This window comes from Planomonospora corallina, from assembly GCF_042650625.1.
Classification (GTDB): Bacteria; Actinomycetota; Actinomycetes; order Streptosporangiales; family Streptosporangiaceae; genus Planomonospora_B; species Planomonospora_B corallina.
On sequence record NZ_JBHSBM010000016.1, the window covers coordinates 36,492 to 53,236 of the forward strand.

The 16,745-nt window shown below is 73.9% G+C and carries 18 protein-coding genes; 7 read left to right on the top strand and 11 right to left on the bottom strand.

All coding sequences use genetic code 11. The features are described from left to right. Nucleotide 1: 1 nt before the first annotated feature. On the bottom strand, nt 2-724 hold the full coding sequence (locus ACFOWE_RS11215) for an ArsR/SmtB family transcription factor (protein ID WP_377287193.1): 723 nt from the start codon (nt 722-724) through the stop codon (nt 2-4). A gap of 217 nt (nt 725-941) precedes the next feature. Then, a complete protein-coding gene (locus ACFOWE_RS11220) occupies nt 942-1,817 on the bottom strand; it encodes a hypothetical protein (protein WP_377287194.1) in 876 nt (291 codons plus the stop codon). A gap of 106 nt (nt 1,818-1,923) precedes the next feature. On the opposite strand from ACFOWE_RS11220, the gene ACFOWE_RS11225 reads away from it, so the two are divergent. Next, nucleotides 1,924-2,718, top strand: a complete 795-nt coding sequence (locus ACFOWE_RS11225; protein WP_377287195.1) for an inositol monophosphatase family protein — start codon at nt 1,924-1,926, stop codon at nt 2,716-2,718. A gap of 11 nt (nt 2,719-2,729) precedes the next feature. Here the strand turns inward: ACFOWE_RS11225 and ACFOWE_RS11230 are convergent, their stop codons facing one another. Then, nucleotides 2,730-3,758, bottom strand: coding sequence for a DUF72 domain-containing protein (locus ACFOWE_RS11230; RefSeq protein ID WP_377287196.1), 1,029 nt, complete (start codon nt 3,756-3,758; stop codon nt 2,730-2,732). 225 nt (nt 3,759-3,983) lie between these two features. Here ACFOWE_RS11230 and ACFOWE_RS11235 point away from each other — a divergent pair, with 225 nt between their 5' ends. Further along, nucleotides 3,984-4,436, top strand: a complete 453-nt coding sequence (locus ACFOWE_RS11235) for a DUF4383 domain-containing protein (RefSeq protein ID WP_377287197.1) — start codon at nt 3,984-3,986, stop codon at nt 4,434-4,436. Nucleotides 4,437-4,599: 163 nt separating this feature from the next. Here the strand turns inward: ACFOWE_RS11235 and ACFOWE_RS11240 are convergent, their stop codons facing one another. Together ACFOWE_RS11240 and ACFOWE_RS11245 are read right to left on the bottom strand one after the other, a co-directional pair. Further along, nucleotides 4,600-5,649, bottom strand: coding sequence for an NAD-dependent epimerase/dehydratase family protein (locus tag ACFOWE_RS11240; RefSeq protein WP_377287198.1), 1,050 nt, complete (start codon nt 5,647-5,649; stop codon nt 4,600-4,602). A 140-nt stretch (nt 5,650-5,789) separates the two neighbouring features. Then, nucleotides 5,790-6,161 (bottom strand): STAS domain-containing protein, encoded by a 372-nt coding sequence (locus ACFOWE_RS11245; RefSeq protein WP_377287199.1) that lies wholly within the window; start codon nt 6,159-6,161, stop codon nt 5,790-5,792. A gap of 194 nt (nt 6,162-6,355) precedes the next feature. Between ACFOWE_RS11245 and ACFOWE_RS11250 the strand changes: the two genes are divergently transcribed. After that, the gene (locus ACFOWE_RS11250; protein WP_377287200.1) at nt 6,356-7,309 is read left to right on the top strand and encodes an LLM class F420-dependent oxidoreductase; all 954 of its coding nucleotides are present in this window, start codon (nt 6,356-6,358) and stop codon (nt 7,307-7,309) included. A 55-nt stretch (nt 7,310-7,364) separates the two neighbouring features. Beyond that, nucleotides 7,365-8,576: a zinc-dependent alcohol dehydrogenase gene (locus tag ACFOWE_RS11255; protein ID WP_377287201.1), complete on the top strand. Its 1,212-nt coding sequence runs from the start codon at nt 7,365-7,367 to the stop codon at nt 8,574-8,576. A gap of 46 nt (nt 8,577-8,622) precedes the next feature. Here ACFOWE_RS11255 and ACFOWE_RS11260 read toward each other — a convergent pair whose 3' ends face one another. Beyond that, the gene (locus ACFOWE_RS11260) at nt 8,623-9,351 is read right to left on the bottom strand and encodes a DUF2470 domain-containing protein (protein WP_377287202.1); all 729 of its coding nucleotides are present in this window, start codon (nt 9,349-9,351) and stop codon (nt 8,623-8,625) included. Between the two features lie 87 nt (nt 9,352-9,438). On the opposite strand from ACFOWE_RS11260, the gene rpsD reads away from it, so the two are divergent. Beyond that, nucleotides 9,439-10,053: a 30S ribosomal protein S4 gene (rpsD, locus tag ACFOWE_RS11265; RefSeq protein ID WP_377287203.1), complete on the top strand. Its 615-nt coding sequence runs from the start codon at nt 9,439-9,441 to the stop codon at nt 10,051-10,053. Between the two features lie 55 nt (nt 10,054-10,108). On the opposite strand, the gene ACFOWE_RS11270 is transcribed toward rpsD, so the two are convergent. Continuing rightward, nucleotides 10,109-11,851: an ATP-binding protein gene (locus tag ACFOWE_RS11270; RefSeq protein WP_377287204.1), complete on the bottom strand. Its 1,743-nt coding sequence runs from the start codon at nt 11,849-11,851 to the stop codon at nt 10,109-10,111. A 166-nt stretch (nt 11,852-12,017) separates the two neighbouring features. Here ACFOWE_RS11270 and ACFOWE_RS11275 point away from each other — a divergent pair, with 166 nt between their 5' ends. Continuing rightward, a complete protein-coding gene (locus tag ACFOWE_RS11275; RefSeq protein ID WP_377287205.1) occupies nt 12,018-12,524 on the top strand; it encodes a DUF2243 domain-containing protein in 507 nt (168 codons plus the stop codon). A gap of 104 nt (nt 12,525-12,628) precedes the next feature. Beyond that, nucleotides 12,629-13,564 (top strand): cytochrome c oxidase assembly protein, encoded by a 936-nt coding sequence (locus ACFOWE_RS11280; RefSeq protein ID WP_377287206.1) that lies wholly within the window; start codon nt 12,629-12,631, stop codon nt 13,562-13,564. Here the strand turns inward: ACFOWE_RS11280 and ACFOWE_RS11285 are convergent. The 4 genes from ACFOWE_RS11285 to ACFOWE_RS11300 all read right to left on the bottom strand — a co-directional run. Then, entirely contained in the window at nt 13,557-14,216 is a 660-nt protein-coding gene (locus ACFOWE_RS11285) for a response regulator (protein WP_377287207.1), read from the bottom strand. The two genes, ACFOWE_RS11280 and ACFOWE_RS11285, sit on opposite strands and share 8 nt — an antisense overlap. After that, entirely contained in the window at nt 14,192-15,298 is a 1,107-nt protein-coding gene (locus ACFOWE_RS11290) for a sensor histidine kinase (RefSeq protein ID WP_377287208.1), read from the bottom strand. The genes ACFOWE_RS11285 and ACFOWE_RS11290 overlap by 25 nt, the downstream gene beginning before the upstream one ends. 14 nt (nt 15,299-15,312) lie before the next feature. Then, nucleotides 15,313-16,017: an ABC transporter permease gene (locus tag ACFOWE_RS11295; RefSeq protein WP_377287209.1), complete on the bottom strand. Its 705-nt coding sequence runs from the start codon at nt 16,015-16,017 to the stop codon at nt 15,313-15,315. Next, nucleotides 16,014-16,745, bottom strand: a 732-nt coding sequence (locus tag ACFOWE_RS11300) for an ABC transporter ATP-binding protein (protein WP_377287210.1), incomplete at its 5' end; no start/stop codon positions are given. The genes ACFOWE_RS11295 and ACFOWE_RS11300, both read right to left, overlap by 4 nt.

A 16,745-nucleotide genomic window follows, 5' to 3' on the forward strand; every position in this document is an offset into this window, starting at 1 on the left:
CTCACCGGCGCGGAAGGAGGTCCTCGGGCAGGCCGAGGTGGTCCCGCAGCGCGTCCCGGCCCGCCGGCGTGACCGCCACGGCGCGCGTGGTGCCGATCCGGGCGATCCAATCCGAGTCGAACGCGTGGCGGCACAGTGCCGCGCCGACGGCGCCCGCCAGGTGGGAGCGGCGCTCGGTCCAGTCCAGGCACGGACGCACCGCCGGCCGGCGGGTGCCCGCCGGGACGGTGACGCCGAGCCGGCCGAGCCAGGCCTCCCCGTCACCGGTGAGCCTGAGGCCGTGCTCCCAGTCCAGCAGCCCCCGCGCCGTCATCGTGTCGGTGATCGCGACCGCGACGGCCCCGGCCAGGTGGTCGTAGCAGGTGCGGGCGTGGGCGAGCGCCTTCCGCCGGCCGTCCGCCGACAACGAGCGGGGCGGTGCCGAGGAGGGGGCGGGCGCCACCGCGGCGAGCCCTTCGACCAGCTCGGCGACATGGGGGCCGGCCAGCCGTACGTAGCGGTGCCTTCCCTGCCGCTCCTCGACGAGCAGATTCCCGCGCACCAGGGCGTTCAGGTGCTCGGTCGCGGTCGAGGGGGCGACCCCCGCGTGGCGTGCCAGCTCCGTCGCGGTCCAGGCCCGGCCGTCGAGCAGGGCCAGGCAGAAGCTCGCACGGGTGCCGTCGGCGAGGAGCCTGGCCACGGAGGCCAGGCCGGGGTTGGCCCCGGGTGCACGGAGGGTGTCCATACGCCCGATTATCGTCCCCGGACGGTTCGGCACCCGCCGAACCGTCCGGGGCCCGGCTTTCTCGCCGTGGACACCGCGCCCTCTGCTGCCGTGCCCGGCGTGTGCGGATCGGCTCGACGGGCCGTACGGGCGACGGTGTGGCCCGCCGTACGTCCGGGGCGGTCACCGGGGGGAGGGACTCCGGTGTGGCGATCGGCGGGTGGGTTCGGCTGGTGTGTCAGTCCCGGAAGACGTCGGCCAGGTCGGTGGCCGTTGCCGCGCGGCTCAGCCAGGTGTTCAGGAGGTCGGGGTCGGTGCAGGAGGTGATGCGTTCGCGTTGGGCGGTGCTGGGGGTGAGGCCGCGGGATTCCAGGACGGTGACGAGCGCGCGTGCCTCGCCGCGTGCCTCGGCGCGGGCTGCGGCGAGGGCCTCCCGCCGGCGCAGGAGTCGTTCGAGGGCGCTGTCGGTCTCCGGGGTCACGGTGCTCATGATCTCCTCCAGTCGCGCGCGGATCGGCTCGGCGAGCTGTCCGCCCAGATAATCGTAGTAAACGGGGCCCCGCTCGTCGGGGAGGTCGGCCAGGGCGGTGCCCACCGTGGCCACGACGTCGAAGTCGTCGCCGTGCGCGACCGCGCTCAGTACGGCGGTCTCCGGGGAGGCCAGCACGTCGGCGGCGCTGCGGGGGACGGGCAGCTGGTCGGGGCCGACGACGACCGGGCGCAGCCGCATGCACGAGTCGTCGGGGAGGATCTGCCGGTCGTAGCGGGCGGCGACGGCCCTGTCGAGGCAGAGTACGACGAGCATCACCGCGCAGCGGTGCCGTCCCGTCAGTCCGCCGACGTAGGCGGCCCAGGACCAGACCTTGCGGCTGTCCCAGGCCCGCTGGACCTCCACGATCACGAAGCGCCGGCCGCCGTCGGGTCCTTTGGCCGAGACGACCGAATCGGCCATGTACTCGGCGGGCAGCCGCTCGTTCAGTTCCACCGACTCCAGGCGGGCGTCGGAGTAGTCCGCCATAGCGGCTTTCCCACCCAGCGCGAGCAGTTCCAGCGCGAAGGAGGGGCGGCGCCGGAGCATCTCCAGCGGCATCTCGTGTTCGTGACCGGGGGGCATGACTCTCCTTTTACTCAGGGCAACGGAGAATTTACCAACGGTGATTGCGAGTCGTCCTGGAAACCCGGCCAGCGTGTGCGGGAGCGGCCGTCGTAGGGTGGCGATCATGAACATCGACGACGTGACCGGCATCCTCCGTGAGGCGGCGCAGACGGTGATCCTGCCCAGGCACCGGGCGCTGGCGGCGGGGGAGGTGACGGAGAAGTCCCCCGGTGAACTGGTCACGGTCGCCGACCGCGAGGCAGAGGAGCTGATCACGAGGCGTCTGCGTGCCCTGCTCGACGTGCCCGTCGTCGGGGAGGAGGCGGCCGCAGCCGACCCCGGGCTCCTCGGCGCGCTCACCGGGGCGCCCGCCGCCTGGCTGGTCGACCCGCTGGACGGGACGGCCAACTTCGTCGCCGGCGGACCCGACTACGCCGTCATGGCGGCCCTCGTCCGGGAGGGGCGGACCGTGGCCTCGTGGATCCTCCGGCCCGCCGACGGCCGCGCCTACGTCGCGGAGCTGGGTGCGGGAGCCTGGTGCGACGGGGCCCGCCTCCACCGGAAACCGGCGCCGGAGGACCCGGCCGGGCTGCGCGGGGCCGTGCTCACCCGGTTCCTGGACCCCGGGGCCAGGGCGCGCGTCGAGGCCGCGGCGCCCCGGTTCGCCGAGCTGGGGCCAGGGGCGAAGTGCTCGGGCGTCGACTATCCCCGCCTGGTGGACGGCGAGCTCGACTTCGTCGTGTTCCAGCGACTGCTGCCCTGGGACCACGCCCCGGGAGCCCTCCTGCTCGCCGAGGCCGGTGGCGCCGGCCGGCACTTCGACGGGGTGCCCTACCGCCCCGCCGGAGGCAGGTCCGGCCTGCTCAACGCCGCCGACCCCGCCTGCTGGCACACCGTGCGCTCGATCTTGGACCTCTGAGGGATCGCGGGTCAGCGCGCCGCCAGGAGTTCGGCGAGGCGGGCGGCGTTGCGCTGGGCGTTGTCGCGGCAGCAGTTGTTCATCAGCACGTGGACGGTCTCCGCCTCGGCGGAGAGCTTCCGGAGGCGGGCCGCCCAGTGCTCCAGCTCCTCCTCGGAGTACAGGTACGCGAAGCGCTCCTCGATCTTCTTGCTGGTCCACCTCTCCGAGTGGCCGTGGAAGCGGACCACGGCCAGGTCGGCGGTGGCGGCCAGGACCGGCGGGACCGACGACGGGTGCCCCTGCGGCATGTCGACGCCCACATAGGGGATGCCGTGCCCGGCCAGGAAGCCCAGGGTCCGCTCCCGCTCGCCCTCCTCCATCCACGTGCGGTTGCGGAACTCCACGCACGCGCGCAGCGGGGCGCAGCGCCGTACGGACTCCAGCACGCGGCGGCGGTTGCCCTCGCCGGCCGGGAACCACGGCGGGAACTGCAGCAGGACGGCGCCCAGTTTGCCCGCCTCGTGCAGCGGCGCGAGCGCGGACAGGAACCGCGCCCACACCTCCTCGACGATCTCGGGGCCCACGTCGCGCGGGTACAGCGTGCCGTCCGGGTCGCCGAGCCGTGCCCGCAGGTCCTTGTGGAGCGAGCGGGCCGGGGTGGGGTGCCCGGTCAGCAGGGAGAAGGCCTTGACGTTGAAGGTGAAGTGCGCGGGCGTGCGGTCCCTCCATGCCTCGGCCGTCCTGAGCGCGGGCGGGTGGTAGTAGGTGGCGTCCACCTCCACCAGGGGGAAGCGTGCGGCGTAGTGGGCCAGGCGGGCGGCGGGCGTCGTCGCGCCGGCCGGGTACCAGCCCGACTCCAGCAGCGACCGGTCGGTCCACGAGGCCGTGCCGACGAGGATGTTCCCCGTGGCGGGGCCGGTCCCGCCGTCCGGGGACGAGGGACGGCCGCCGGGGCGCGGAGACCGGAGGCCCGCCGTCCGGGAGTCGGCCGTCTGTGGAGCCGCCGTCTGTGGAGCCGCCGTCCGGGAGGCCGCTGTCCGGGAGACCCGAGTCGTCATGCTGGGGCTCTGCCCGTACGGCGGGCGCCGTCACCTCCGCGCGGGCCCGTACGGCGGGCTGCCCCGTCCTCGTGCCGGGCTCCCGCGGCGGTCCGGGCCCGGTCGCGGCGGTGATCCGCGTGGCGCGGCGCGGCCATCGTGGCCCGTGTTCCACCGTGTGTGACTACATGCCCGAGTGAGGGGTAGCAGGGGGTGGCACCAGTCCCGATCACTGTGGGAGACGTCATGGACGCACCGCACACCCGCACGGCCACCCGCTCCCCGCTGCAGACCGCGGCGCGGATCACGGGGATCGTGTTCCTTCTCGTCGGCGTGCTGGGCTTCATTCCCGGCATCACCAGCAATGTCGACCAGATGACCTTCGCCGGGCACCAGTCCGACGCGATGCTGCTCGGCATCTTCGAAGTCTCGATTCTGCACAACATCGTGCACCTGCTGTTCGGTATCGCGGGTCTCGCGATGTCCCGGAGCTGGACGGGCGCCCGTAACTTCCTGGTCGGCGGCGGGATCGTCTACCTGCTGCTCTGGCTGTACGGCCTGATCGTCCCGCACGACAGCTCGGCCAACTTCGTCCCGCTCAACACCGCTGACAACTGGCTGCACCTGCTCCTCGGCCTGGGCATGGTGGGGCTGGGCACGGCCCTCGCCCGCCGGCACACCACCGGCTCCAGGTACTGAGAGCGGCCACCCTCGGGCGGCGGGAACGGCAGGAACGACGAGAACGGGCCCCGGCTTCCGGCCGGGGCCCGTTCTCGTCTGTTTCCGTCTGCTCCCGCCGTCGCGGAGCGTCACGGCGGCCGGCGCGCCGTCCGCGCCGTCCGCGCCATCAGCGTCTGCGCCGTCACGGCCGCCTGCCGAGCCCGGTGGCGAGCTCCCGCAGCCGCGCCGGCCCGCCGGTCCGCGGGGCCAGCGGCGGGGTGGCCATGCCCGAGGCGGTGCGCAGCCCCTCCAGCACCGTGAGGAGCGCGTCGACCGCCGAGTGCCGGGGGGTCCAGCCGAGTTCGGTGCGGGCCCGGGTGACATCCATGATCGGTACGGTGAACAGCATGTCGAGCAGATCCGGTGAGGCGGGCACCAGGCGCAGGTGCCAGGCGGCGGACGCGGCGCTCCGCAGCAGCCAGCCCGGGACGGGCACCCGGCGGGCGCCGAGCGCCTCGGCGAGCACCGCGGAGTCGAGCACCGGGTCGGCGGCGATGTTGAAGGCGCCCGAGACGTTCCTGACCACCGCCAGGCGGTATGCCTCGGCCATGTCCTCGGCGTGCAGCGCCTGGAACCTGAGTTCGGGAAGGTCGGGGACGAAGGGGATCGCGCCCGGCCGGACGAGCCTGTGGGGGAGGAACGGCCCGGCGAAGAGCCGCCGCTGCTCGCTCGCCGACTCCCGCTTGAAGACGAAACCGGGGCGGAGCCGTACCACCCGGATCTCCGGGTGCTCCCGCTCGAAGGAGTCGAGCGCCCGCTCCACGTAGGCCTTCTCCCGCCCGTAGGCGGCACCGGGCCAGCCGTGGGTCGGCCAGCCCTCGGTGACCGCGCGGTCCTTCGGGCCGGGGGAGTAGGCGCCCACCGACGAGGCGTAGACCAGGGCGGGCACCTTGGCCCGGGCCACCGCGTCGAAGACGCGGATGCTGCCCAGCGCGTTGTTCCGCCAGGTGGTCACCGGCCGGCGCGTCGGCTGGAACAACCAGGCCAGGTGCACGACCGCGTCGGCGCCGGCGAGGTGCGGCGCGAGGTCGCCGGAGGCGACGTCCACCGTCTGCCAGGTGGTTTTGTCCGGATGCCAGTCGGGCAGCCTGCGTGCCAGCCCGAGGATGGATGTGACGCTGCGTTCGGCGGCCAGGGCGGACACCACGCTGGTGCCCACGTTCCCGGTCGCGCCGATGACGATTACCCGCATAACCCCCAGATGCCCCGGGTACGGGGGCCAAACCGGCGGGCGGTGGAGGCCGGGAGCGGGTTCCGGCGCCCGCCGGGCGCGCGTCGCGGGACCTCACTGGGAGCCGGGGAGCACGGGAGACCCCGGGGCGGAAGGGGGAGTCAGCGCAGTTCCACCGAGGCGAGGCTCTCCGGCCGCCCCTCGGTGAGCGCGTCGTCGAGCGTGGGGTACACGTCGAAGGCGGTGTCGAGGCCGGTCAGCCGCATCAGGCGGCGGGGCATGGGGGCCAGGGAGCACAGGGCGCAGGTCCCGCCGCTCCGGTGGGCGCGGCAGGAGGCCTGGACGAGGAGGCGCAGGCCCGAGGAGTCGATGAAGGACACGGAGGACAGGTCGAACAGCAGTCGGGGGCACTCGGCCGTGAGCGCCTCGTCGATCGTCACCCGGAGGCGCGGCTCCTCCGTCTTGTCGACCTCTCCGGCGAGGCGGATGACGGTGAAGGCGTGGCGGTGCTCTCCGCTGATCTGCAATGGCATCGGACGGCTCCACGGCAGCGACATGAGGTCGGCGGTCTCCGGTGTCTCCGGCGGCCGCTCATGCGCCTGGTCCTCCCAGTGTCGCCCCTGCGGTGCAAAAGGCACAAGGAGGGATGGCCTCTCTTTCCGTTTGACCGCCCCAGCACGGGTATGGACAGAGGTCCGCGCAGCTCACCCAGTGGAGGAGGCGGTGCATGACGACGTTCGGGTACTTCCTGTCAAGTGAGGAGCACGACCCCCGGGAGCTGGTACGGCAGGCCAGACGCGCCGAGCAGGCCGGGTTCGAGGCCCTGTGGATCTCCGACCACTTCCACCCCTGGATCGACGAGCAGGGCCAGAGCCCGTTCGTCTGGTCCGTGATCGGCGCCCTGGCCGAGGCGACCTCGCTGCCGATCACCACCGCGGTCACCTGCCCCCTGGTCCGCGTCCACCCCGCGATCGTCGCCCAGGCCGCCGCCACCAGCGCGGTGCTGACCGGTGGCCGGTTCCGGCTCGGCGTCGGGACCGGTGAGGCGCTCAACGAGCACATCATCGACTCGCGCTGGCCTCCCGCCGAGGAACGGCTGGAGATGCTGGAGGACGCGATCGAGCTCATGCGGGAGCTGTGGAGCGGCAAGCTGGTCACCTACCGCGGCACCCACTACGACGTCGACACCGCCCGCCTCTACACGCTGCCCGACACGCCGCCGCCGATCTACATGTCCGGTTTCGGGGAGAAGGCGGTGGAGCTGGCCGGGCGGATCGCCGACGGCTACATCTGCACCGGGCCCTCGGCCGAGCTCGTGGAGCGCTTCCACGCCGCGGGCGGCCAGGGCAAACCCACCCAGGGCGGGCTGAAGGTCTGCTACGCCGCCGACGAGGACGCGGCCCGCAAGACCGTGCACCGGCTCTGGCCGACCCAGGGCATCCAGGGCGAGGCCGCCCAGCTGCTCCCGCTGCCCCGGCACTTCGAGCAGCTGGCGCAGACGGTCACGGTGGAGCAGGCGAGCGAGGGCACGCCGTGCGGGCCCGACCCCGAGGTCCACCTGAAGGCGATCAGGGAGTACGTCGACGCGGGCTTCGACGAGGTCTACATCAACCAGATCGGCGGGGAGCAGGACGCCTTCTTCGACTTCTACGCCGAGCAGATCCTGCCGCGGTTGCGCTGACCGCCCGGCCCGGCGGCCCGCACACGGCCTCCGGGGGACGAAAAGGAGGCAGAGCATGAAGGCCGTCACCTGGCACGGCAAGCGTGACATCCGGGTCGAGGAGGTCTCCGACCCGTTCATCAAGGAACCGACCGACGCGGTCATCAGGGTCACCACCACCGCGATCTGCGGCTCCGACCTGCACCTGTACGAGCTCATGGGCCCGTTCCTGAACGAGGGGGACATCCTGGGCCACGAGACGATGGGCGTCGTCGAGGAGGTGGGCGCGGACGTCGCCCACATCGAGCCCGGCGACCGGGTCGTCATCCCGTTCAACATCTCCTGCGGCCACTGCGACATGTGCGGGCGCGGGCTCTTCGCCCAGTGCGACACCACCCAGGTCCGCGACCGCGGCATGGGCGCCGCGCTGTTCGGCTACACCAGCCTGTACGGCGCGGTCCCCGGCGGCCAGGCGGAGTACCTGCGCGTCCCGCAGGCCCAGTTCGGGCCCATCAAGGTGCCCGACGGCCCGCCCGACGAGCGCTTCGTCTACCTGTCGGACGTGCTGCCGACCGCCTGGCAGGCGGTGCGGTACGCCGACATCCCCGACGTCGGCACGGTCGCGGTCTTCGGCCTCGGCCCCATCGGCCAGATGTGCGCCCGGATCGCCAAGCACCTGGGCCACTGGGTGGTCGGGATCGACGGGGTCCCCGAGCGGCTGGAGATGGCCCGCCGGCACGGCGTCAGGGTGGTCGACGCCTCCGAGGTCGACGACGTCCCCGGAGCGGTCCGCGAGCTGACCGGCGGCCGGGGCCCGGACTCGGTCATCGACGCCGTCGGCATGGAGGCGCACGGCTCCCCGGTCGCGAAGATCACCCAGACCATCACCGGCCTGCTCCCCGACATGATCGCCGCTCCGCTGATGACCACCGCCGGCGTCGACCGGATGGCCGCGCTGCACCAGTGCATCGACACCGTGCGGCGCGGCGGCACGATCTCGATCAGCGGCGTCTACGGCGGCATGGCCGACCCGATGCCGATGCTGCGCATGTTCGACAAGGGCGTCACCCTGCGCATGGGGCAGGCCCACGTCAGGCGGTGGACCAACGACCTGCTGCCGCTGGTGGTCGACGAGTCCGACCCGCTCGGGGTGATGGACCTGGCCACCCACAGGCTTCCCCTGGAGCAGGCGCCGCACGGCTACGAGATCTTCCAGAAGAAGCAGGACGGGGCGATCAAGGTGCTGCTCGACCCGGCGCCGCAGGCCCCGCTGACCGCCGCCCCCTGAGGGGAACCCCTCCCGTCCCACCGTGCCGCGTCCGGCGCGGCACGGCTCAGCGGTGGCAGAGCAGGCAGTGCAGGGCGCGCTCCAGGGACTCGGCGTCACCGGCGGGGGACGGCCACGGCAGCCGGATCAGGGCGGGGTCCTCGAGGCCGGAGCGCACGGTGGCGCCGAACCTGTCCAGCTCCCAGAGCCAGACGTCGTCCGCCGGCGCGGCGAGCAGGGCGCCCAGGGCGGCCGTCAGCCGGTCCCGGTGGGCGCTGTTGACGTGGTGGACCATGCGCTCGGCCACACCCGCCAGGGGGTCCGGGGCGGCGCCGAGATACTCCTCGGCGTCCAGCACCCCCGACTCCGGGCCGGTGAGATAGATCACCTGCCCGACGTCGACCCGGAGCAGCCGCGGCCCTGCCGTGCCCTCCAGCACCTCGAACAGGGCCTCGTCCGGGCAGCGGTCGGCGATCGCGACCGCGGTCGCGCGCAGCTCGTGCTCGGGTACGGCCTGCACCCAGCCCTGCACCTTGAGCAGGCCGCGCGGGAGCTCGGTCCCGCCGAGCGACCGGTTCGCGACCAGGTCCACGGTCACCGCGGGCTCCTCCCGGGCCCCGTGCAGCGGGTCGCCCGGCATGACCAGCAGCACCGGCCGGCCCGCCCGGTCCACCCCTCCCCGTGCGCGCCGGGCGGGCCGGGCCGTGCCGGCGAGGGAGACATGGGTGGGAGCGGCGGTCGCGGCGAGCGTGCGGACGCGTTCGGGGACGGGCGGCGCGGTGACGGGGTGCTGCATGGACCGGCTCTCCTTGAGATCACGCGATTACTTAGACTAAGGTAAGGCTTACCTCAGTTAGGAATACCTAAGCACAATGGAGTGACTGTGCGCTACACCGGACCCAAGGTGCGCCTCTCCCGGCGCGCCGGCGTCCCGCTGACCCGCAAGGCCGTCCGCTACTTCGAGGAGCGGCCCTACCCGCCGGGTGAGCACGGTCGCAAGACCAACCGCCGCCAGACCGGCGACTACGGCCTGCGGCTGATGGAGAAGCAGAAGCTGCGCTGGTACTACGACGTCTCCGAGCGGCAGATGCGCCGCTACTGGGACATGGCGCTGCGCAGCCCCGGCCGGTCCGGCGCCGAGCTGGTGGTGCTGCTGGAGAGCCGCCTGGCCTCCCTGGTGCTGCGCGCGGGGTTCGCCCCGTCCATCTACGCCGCCCGCCAGTACGTCACGCACGGTCACATCACCGTGGACGGCCGCAAGGTGGACATCCCCAGCTACCTGGTCAAGCCGGGCCAGGTCATCGGGGTGCGGGAGCGGTCCCGCGCCATGCAGCCCTTCGTCGCCGCGGCCGAGGGGACCTACGCCGACGAGCTGACCGCGCCCTACCTGGCCGTCGAGCACGGGGACCTGCGCTTCACGGTCGTCTCCCGGCCGGCGCGCGAGCAGATCGCGGTCCCGGTCGACGAGCAGCTGGTCGTGGAGTTCTACTCCCGCTGACCGGCTCCGCGCCCGCCGGCCGGGGACCCGGACAGGACCCCGGCCGCGGCCCCGGTCACTCCGGGCGGGGGCCGCGCCCGTCCTGCTCCCGGCTCCGTCCGTCCTGCTCCGGGGCCGCGGGCAGGATCAGGGTGAAGGTGGAGCCCTCGCCGGGCGTGCTGGCCGCGGTCAGGACGCCGCCGTGGGCCTGGGCGATCGTCTTGGCGAGGGAGAGCCCCAGGCCGATGCCCTGGATGGCGTGTTCGACGGCGTACCGGGTGCGGTAGAAACGGTCGAAGATCCGCGGCAACTCGTCGGGGTCGATGCCGGGCCCGGCGTCGGTGACCGCGATCGACACCGTCCTCTCCGCCCCCTCCCCGGCGGCGGAGGCGCGCACGGTGACCGGGGCGCCGGTGGGGGAGAACTTGACCGCGTTCGACAGCAGCGCGCTCACCGCCCGCACCGACAGGTCGACGTCGGCGTTGACGGAGTCCGCTCCGGCGTCCACATGGACCCGGAAGGTGTGGCCGCTGTCGTGGGCCTCGCCTCCGGCGGTCCGCATCGCCTCGTCCAGGATCCGGCGCACCGGCACGGGGGCCGTGTCGACGTCCAGCCGGCCGGCGTCGATCGTGTTGACCGCCAGCAGGTCCTCGACCAGGTGCTGGAGCCGGGCCGTGTTGCGGATCATCGACTGCAGCATCCGCTCCTGGTGCTCGCTGACCGGCTCGGCGTCGTCGAAGATCTCCAGATATCCGGCGATGCTGGTCAGCGGGGTGCGCAGCTCGTGGGAGACGGTGGCGATGAAGTCGCTCTTGGCCTGGTCCAGCTCCCTCAGACGGGCCACGGTGGCCTGCTCGGCCTCGTATGCCTCCCGCAGCGCCTGCTCGGCCCGGCGGCGGTCGGTGATGTCGTGCACGAACGCGTTGAACGTCCACTGCCCGTGCTCGCGGGTGGCCCAGACGACCAGCTCGATGGGGAACTCGCCGCCGTCGGCCCGGACCGCGGACAGCTCCAGGCGCCGGCCCAGCACGTTCGACTGCCCGGTGGACAGGAAGCGCTCCCGGCCGGCCCGGTCGGCGGCCCGGTAGCGGGGCGGCACGATCAGCTCGTGCAGCGGCCGGCCCAGCGCCTCCTCCCGGGAGTAGCCGAACATGCGCTCGGCCGCGCTGTTCCAGCCGGTGATGAGGCCGGTGGCGTCCATGGAGACGAAGCCCTCCATGGAGGTCTCGATCACCTGCTCCAGCCGGCTCCGGCTGCTCTCCAGCAGCTGGTGGGCCTTGCGGCGGTCGATCACCCGGCCGAGCTGGTGGCCGAGACTGGCCATCACCTTCAGCAGCGCCTCGTCCCGGGGGACCACGTGGTCGGCGAAGAACTCCATCACCGCCGCGACCCCGTCGGCGGCCACCACCGGGAACGCGAAGACCGCCCGCACCCCCAGGTTCTCCTCGTACCGGGTGCGGAGGACCAGCGGGTCGCGGTTCATGTCGGCCGACCAGACGGGCTTGCCCGTGATGATGATCTTGCCGACGGTGCCGACGCCGGGCGGGAACCGGGTGCGGGCGGTCACCTCGCGCAGCACCGGGAACCTCTCGATCGCGCCGACCCAGATCCCGGAGGAGACGAAGTCGTCGCCGATGTCGGCCGGCACGCACATGTGCCCCAGCGACCAGCCGGTCAGCTCGCACACCGCCTCCAGCGTGGTGCGCGCCGCGGGCTCCAGCTCCTCGCTGACGCTGGCCACCGCCGTGACGTCGTCGAGCAGCCGCATCAGCGCCGCTCTCCGCTCCGCCTCGTACGGCACCGGCCTGACCTCCTCCACTTTGACCACCTGTGCCCTGTCAGGAGGCGAGGCCGCCCACCCGGCCCCCAAATTCCGGCGACGAAACGGTCAGGGCGGGCTCCGGCGGGTGGCCGGGGCGCGGCCCCGGCGCACCCCCTGCGGAGGGCCGCCGTGTGGCCGGCGCCGGGCCGGGTAGGGGCCCGGCATGCCGAGACGCGCCCTCCGGCGGGGGACCGGGACCGGCGCGGCCACCCGCGCCCCGCTCCGTCCCTCGCTGCTGTCGGCCGCCCTCATCGGGATCGGCCTCATGGCCGCCGTCGACGAGCTGGTCTTCCACCAGCTCCTGGCCTGGCACCACTTCTACGACCGCGCCACCCCCCAGGTGGGGCTGTTCTCGGACGGCCTGCTGCACGCCGCCGAGCTGGTGGCGATCGTCGGCGGGTTCTTCTGGCTGTCCGACCTGCGGCGCCGCGCGGAGCTGGTCCCCGCGGCGGCCTGGGGCGGCTTCCTGCTGGGCGCCGGCGGCTTCCAGCTGTTCGACGGGCTGGTCGACCACAAGCTGCTGCGCGTGCACCAGATCCGCTACGGCGTCGACCTGGCCCCCTACGACCTGGCGTGGAACCTCGCCGGGGCCCTGCTGCTGCTCTGCGGCGCCGGGCTGGCCCTGCGCGCCCGCCGCGGGCGCACCGGCCCGGCCGGCCGGCGCCCCTGATGCGGCTCCCCGCGCAAGCCCTGCTCCACCCGGCGTCCGATCCGCCAGGCCTCCCCCCGGAAACAGCCCAGATCCACTTCGCCGTCCCTTCGGAAACGGCTCCGGTGTCCCTCGCCGTCCGCCCGGAAGCGGTCCAGGTCCACCTCGCCGCCCACCCGGACCCCGGCCATGCCGGCGCCGAGGTATGGGCGGCAGCCCTCCCGGCGCTGGTGCCGTTCCTCGTCTGCGCCGTCGCCTACCTGGTCGCGGCCCGCAGGGCGGCGGCCGCGCCGCGCGGGTGGAGCCGCCCGCGCACCGCCTCCTGGCTCGCGGGCTGCGCCGTGGCGGCCGCGGCGGTCTCCCCCCTCGCGCACGTCCTGCTGCCCGCCGGCGCCACCGGCCACATGGTCCAGCACCTGCTGCTGGGCATGTTCGCCCCCCTCGCCCTGGCGCTGGCCGCGCCGGTCACGCTGCTGCTGCGCACGGCGCCCGTGCCGTACCGCCGCCGCGCCGCCCGGCTGCTCCGCTCCCCGCTCCTGCACGCGGCCGGCCACCCGGTCACCGCCGCGGTGCTCAACGCCGGCGGCCTGCTGCTGGTGACGCTCACCCCGCTGTACGCGGCGACCCTGACCAGCCCGGTGCTCCACCACGCCGTCCACCTGCACTACCTGGTCGCCGGCTACCTGTTCGCCTGGGCGGTCGCCGGCCCCGACCCCGCCCCCCGCAGGCACGGTACGGCCGTGCGCGTCACCGCCCTCGTCGGCGCCGCCGCGGCCCACGCCTGGCTGGCCAAGCACCTGTACGCCCACGCCTCCACGCTGCCCCCCGCCCTGCCGGAGGCGGTCCGGGACGTCGCGGACCTCCGCCGGGCGGCCCAGGTCATGTACTACGGCGGCGACCTCGCCGAGCTCCTGCTCGCCACCGCCCTGTTCGCCGCGTGGTACCGCCGGCGCGGCCGGCTCGTCCCGCCCGCCGGCGCGCCCGGCCCGGTCCCGGGCCGCCTCCCGCCCGCCGGATCCCCGGCCCCGGACGGCCGGGCGGCCGGACGGGACGCTAGATGAGCCGCCGCTCCATCGCGACCGCCACGGCCGCAGCGCGGTTGTCCACCCCCAGCTTGGCGAACACGTGCGCGAGGTGGGTCTTCACCGTGGTCTCGCTGATCAGCAGGGCCCGCGCCGCCTCCCGGTTGGTCGCGCCCCTGGCGATGAGCCTGAGCACCTCCAGCTCCCTCGGGCTCGGCGTTCCCGCCGGAGCCGGACCGCCGGCCGGACCGCCGGCCGGACCGCCGGCCAGCCCGCCGACCAGCAGGGACATGACGGAGGGCGCGAGCACCCGGCCGCCCGCCGCGGCGGTGCGCACGGCCTGGTGCAGCTCCTCGCGCGGCGCGTCCTTCAGCAGGTAACCGGCGACCCCGGCGGCGAGGGCGCGCGAGACGTCGGCGTCCGTGTCGTAGGTGGTCAGCACGACCACCCGGACGTGCGGATGGTCGGCGCGCAGCCGTTCGATCGCGCCCACCCCGTCCAGGCCCGGCATCCGCAGGTCCATCAGCACCACGTCGGGCCGCTCGGCGCGGGCCAGCGCGAGCGCCTGGTGCCCGTCGCCGGCCTCCGCGACCACCGTGATGTCCGGCACCCCGTCGAACATGCCGCGCAGGCCGTCGCGGACCACCGGATGGTCGTCGACGATCATCAGGCGCAGGGGATGCTCAGGCACAGCGCCGTCCCCTCTCCCGGCGCCGACTCCACCGTCACCGTGCCCCCGGCCCGGTCGGCGCGCTCGCGCATCGCGGCCAGGCCGTACCCGCCGCTCGGGAGCGAGGGGTCGAAACCCGCGCCGTCGTCCAGCACGTCCAGCGTGACCTCGCTCTCCATGTACGACAGGGTGAGGGCCGCCCGGCGGGCGCCCGCGTGCTTGGCGATGTTGGCCAGCCCCTCCTGAGCGGCCCGCAGCAGGACCGTCTCCGCCTCGGCGCCCAGCGGGCGGGCGCCGCCGTTCACCGAGAAGACCACCGGGATGCCGGTGAGGACCTGCCAGCGCCCGGCCACGGCGGCGAGCGCGCCGTCGAGCCCGGCGTCCCGCAGCGGGCCGGGCCGCAGCGCGTCGACCGAGCGCCGCGCCTCCGCCAGGCTCTCGCGCGCCAGCCGCTTGGCCAGGGCGACGCGCTGCCGTACGGCCCGCGGATCGTCCTCGGCCTGCTCGGCCGCCTCCAGCTGGGTGATGATCCCGCTGAACCCCTGGGCGAGCGTGTCGTGGATCTCCCGCACCAGCCTGGCCCGCTCCTCCAGCACGCCGAGCTCCCGGTTCCGCTCGCCCTGCTTGACCAGGAAATCGACGAACGATCCCATCAGCAGGACCAGGAAGATGTTCCCGGCGACCGTGCCCAGCGTGCGCGGATCGTTCCACTCCTCGATCAGCGGCCCGCTCGCGGCCATGATCACGAGCACGGTCAGCACCGCCCCAAGGGAGTTCCACCCCCGCGGCAGCAGCAGGTACGGCAGGGCGAACACGCCGAAGAGCACCATCTCGTAGAGCGGCTCGCGGAGGATGAGCACGGCCAGCAGGGCGATGATCACCAGCAGGTGCAGGGCCATGGGCATGACCCGCTCCAGCAGGTCGGGACGGCGGGCGATGAAGAAGGCGTACCAGGCCGCCGTCAGCGCGGTCAGGGCGAGCGTCACGCCCCGGCCGGTCGGCCCGGCGCCCCCGCCGGCCAGCACCACGGCGGCGGGGATGCCGAGACACGCGAAGAACAGCAGGTGGAAGGCGCGGACCCACTGCGCATCCGAGCCGTCCACGAGTGCCCCTCCGCTCATTCCCACCGGAACAGCACGGCCGCGACGGCTGTGCCGATCACTGTGATACCGGCCAGGACCAGCAGGGGCAAGGCCCCGGGCGAACCGAACCAGCCGTCCCGCAGCGCGGTGACCGCGTAGGTGAGCGGCAGGTGCTCGCCCATCCTGAGCAGTTCCTCCGAGAGTCCCTCGCGGGGGATGGCCGCTCCTCCCAGGAAGATCATCGGGAACATCACCAGCAGGCCGAGCAGCTCGGCGGCCTTGGCGCGCGGTGCGAGGGCCGCGATGACGAAGCCGAGCGCGTAGAGCATCAGCGCGCACAGCAGGAAGGCGAGGAGCGAGACCGCCACGTGGTCGGGCAGGCCCGCCCCGTAGCCGAGGACGCCGACGCCGACCACGATGGCCGACCCGGCGAGCCCCATCACGATCTGCGCGCCGATCTGCGCGGCCAGCAGGGTGAGCGGCGCCACCGGGGTGGCAGCCAGCCGGCGCAGCACCTTGCGCTCGCGGTACGTCGCCACGGTGGCGGGCAGCGCGGAGAGGCCGCCGATCGCCAGGATCATCACGATGTAGCCGGGCAGGAAGATCTCGATCTCGGGGCCCTCGCCGCCGCTGTTCAGGATCAGCAGCATCAGCGGGAACGCGACCATGAAGAACAGCGACCCGGGGTCGCGGGCCAGCAGCCTGAGCTCGGCCGCCGAGAGCAGGGCGAACGCCTTCATCTCGCCTCCTCCCGTGCCGCCGTGCGGGCCTGCTCCACCAGCGCGAAGTACGCCTGCTCCAGGGAACCGCCCCCGGTGCGTTCGACGAGCTCGCCCGGGCTGCCGAGCGCGGTGATCCGGCCGGCGCCGAAGACCGCCACCCGGTCGCACAGCGCCTCGATCTCGTCCATGTGGTGGCTGACCAGCACCACCGTCGTCCCCGACGCCTTCAGGTCGCCGATCAGCGCCCAGGTCTCCCGGCGCGCGACCGGGTCCAGTCCGGTCGTCAGCTCGTCCAGGACCACCACCTCGGGTGCGCCGACCAGGGCGAGCGCGAGTTGCAGGCGCTGCTTCTGACCGCCGGACAGGTCGCCGAACGACCTGTTGCGGATCGGGTCCAGCCCCCACCGCTCCATCACCGACCGCCAGTCGGCCGGGGCGCGGTAGAGGCCCGCGTACAGCCGGAGCGCCTCGGCGACCTTCAACCGGTCCGGAAGCTCGCTCTCCTGCAGCTGCACGCCGACCCGCTGGGCCAGCTCCCGGCGGCGGCGCGCCGGGTCGAGGCCCAGCACCCGTACCGTCCCCCCGTCGGGCCTGCGCAGCCCGGCCAGGCACTCCACCGTCGTGGTCTTGCCCGCGCCGTTCCGCCCGACCATGCCGAACGTCTCACCGGCCGCCACGGTGAACGACACCCCGTCCACCGCGCGCGTCTCGCCGTACCTCTTGTGAAGGTCCTTCACCTCGATCGC

Excerpts from the sequence above, each read along its gene's own strand:
- ACFOWE_RS11220 (WP_377287194.1), bottom strand. The coding sequence starts at position 1,817 with ATGCCCCCCGGTCACGAACACGAGATGCCGCTGGAGATGCTCCGGCGC.
- ACFOWE_RS11240 (WP_377287198.1), bottom strand. The coding sequence starts at position 5,649 with ATGCGGGTAATCGTCATCGGCGCGACCGGGAACGTGGGCACCAGCGTG.
- ACFOWE_RS11245 (WP_377287199.1), bottom strand. The coding sequence starts at position 6,161 with ATGCCATTGCAGATCAGCGGAGAGCACCGCCACGCCTTCACCGTCATC.
- ACFOWE_RS11295 (WP_377287209.1), bottom strand. The coding sequence starts at position 16,017 with ATGAAGGCGTTCGCCCTGCTCTCGGCGGCCGAGCTCAGGCTGCTGGCC.
- ACFOWE_RS11235 (WP_377287197.1), top strand. The coding sequence starts at position 3,984 with ATGGACGCACCGCACACCCGCACGGCCACCCGCTCCCCGCTGCAGACC.
- ACFOWE_RS11250 (WP_377287200.1), top strand. The coding sequence starts at position 6,356 with ATGACGACGTTCGGGTACTTCCTGTCAAGTGAGGAGCACGACCCCCGG.
- ACFOWE_RS11230 (WP_377287196.1), bottom strand. The coding sequence starts at position 3,758 with ATGACGACTCGGGTCTCCCGGACAGCGGCCTCCCGGACGGCGGCTCCA.
- ACFOWE_RS11225 (WP_377287195.1), top strand. The coding sequence starts at position 1,924 with ATGAACATCGACGACGTGACCGGCATCCTCCGTGAGGCGGCGCAGACG.
- ACFOWE_RS11215 (WP_377287193.1), bottom strand. The coding sequence starts at position 724 with ATGGACACCCTCCGTGCACCCGGGGCCAACCCCGGCCTGGCCTCCGTG.
- ACFOWE_RS11275 (WP_377287205.1), top strand. The coding sequence starts at position 12,018 with ATGCCGAGACGCGCCCTCCGGCGGGGGACCGGGACCGGCGCGGCCACC.
- ACFOWE_RS11260 (WP_377287202.1), bottom strand. The coding sequence starts at position 9,351 with ATGCAGCACCCCGTCACCGCGCCGCCCGTCCCCGAACGCGTCCGCACG.
- ACFOWE_RS11255 (WP_377287201.1), top strand. The coding sequence starts at position 7,365 with ATGAAGGCCGTCACCTGGCACGGCAAGCGTGACATCCGGGTCGAGGAG.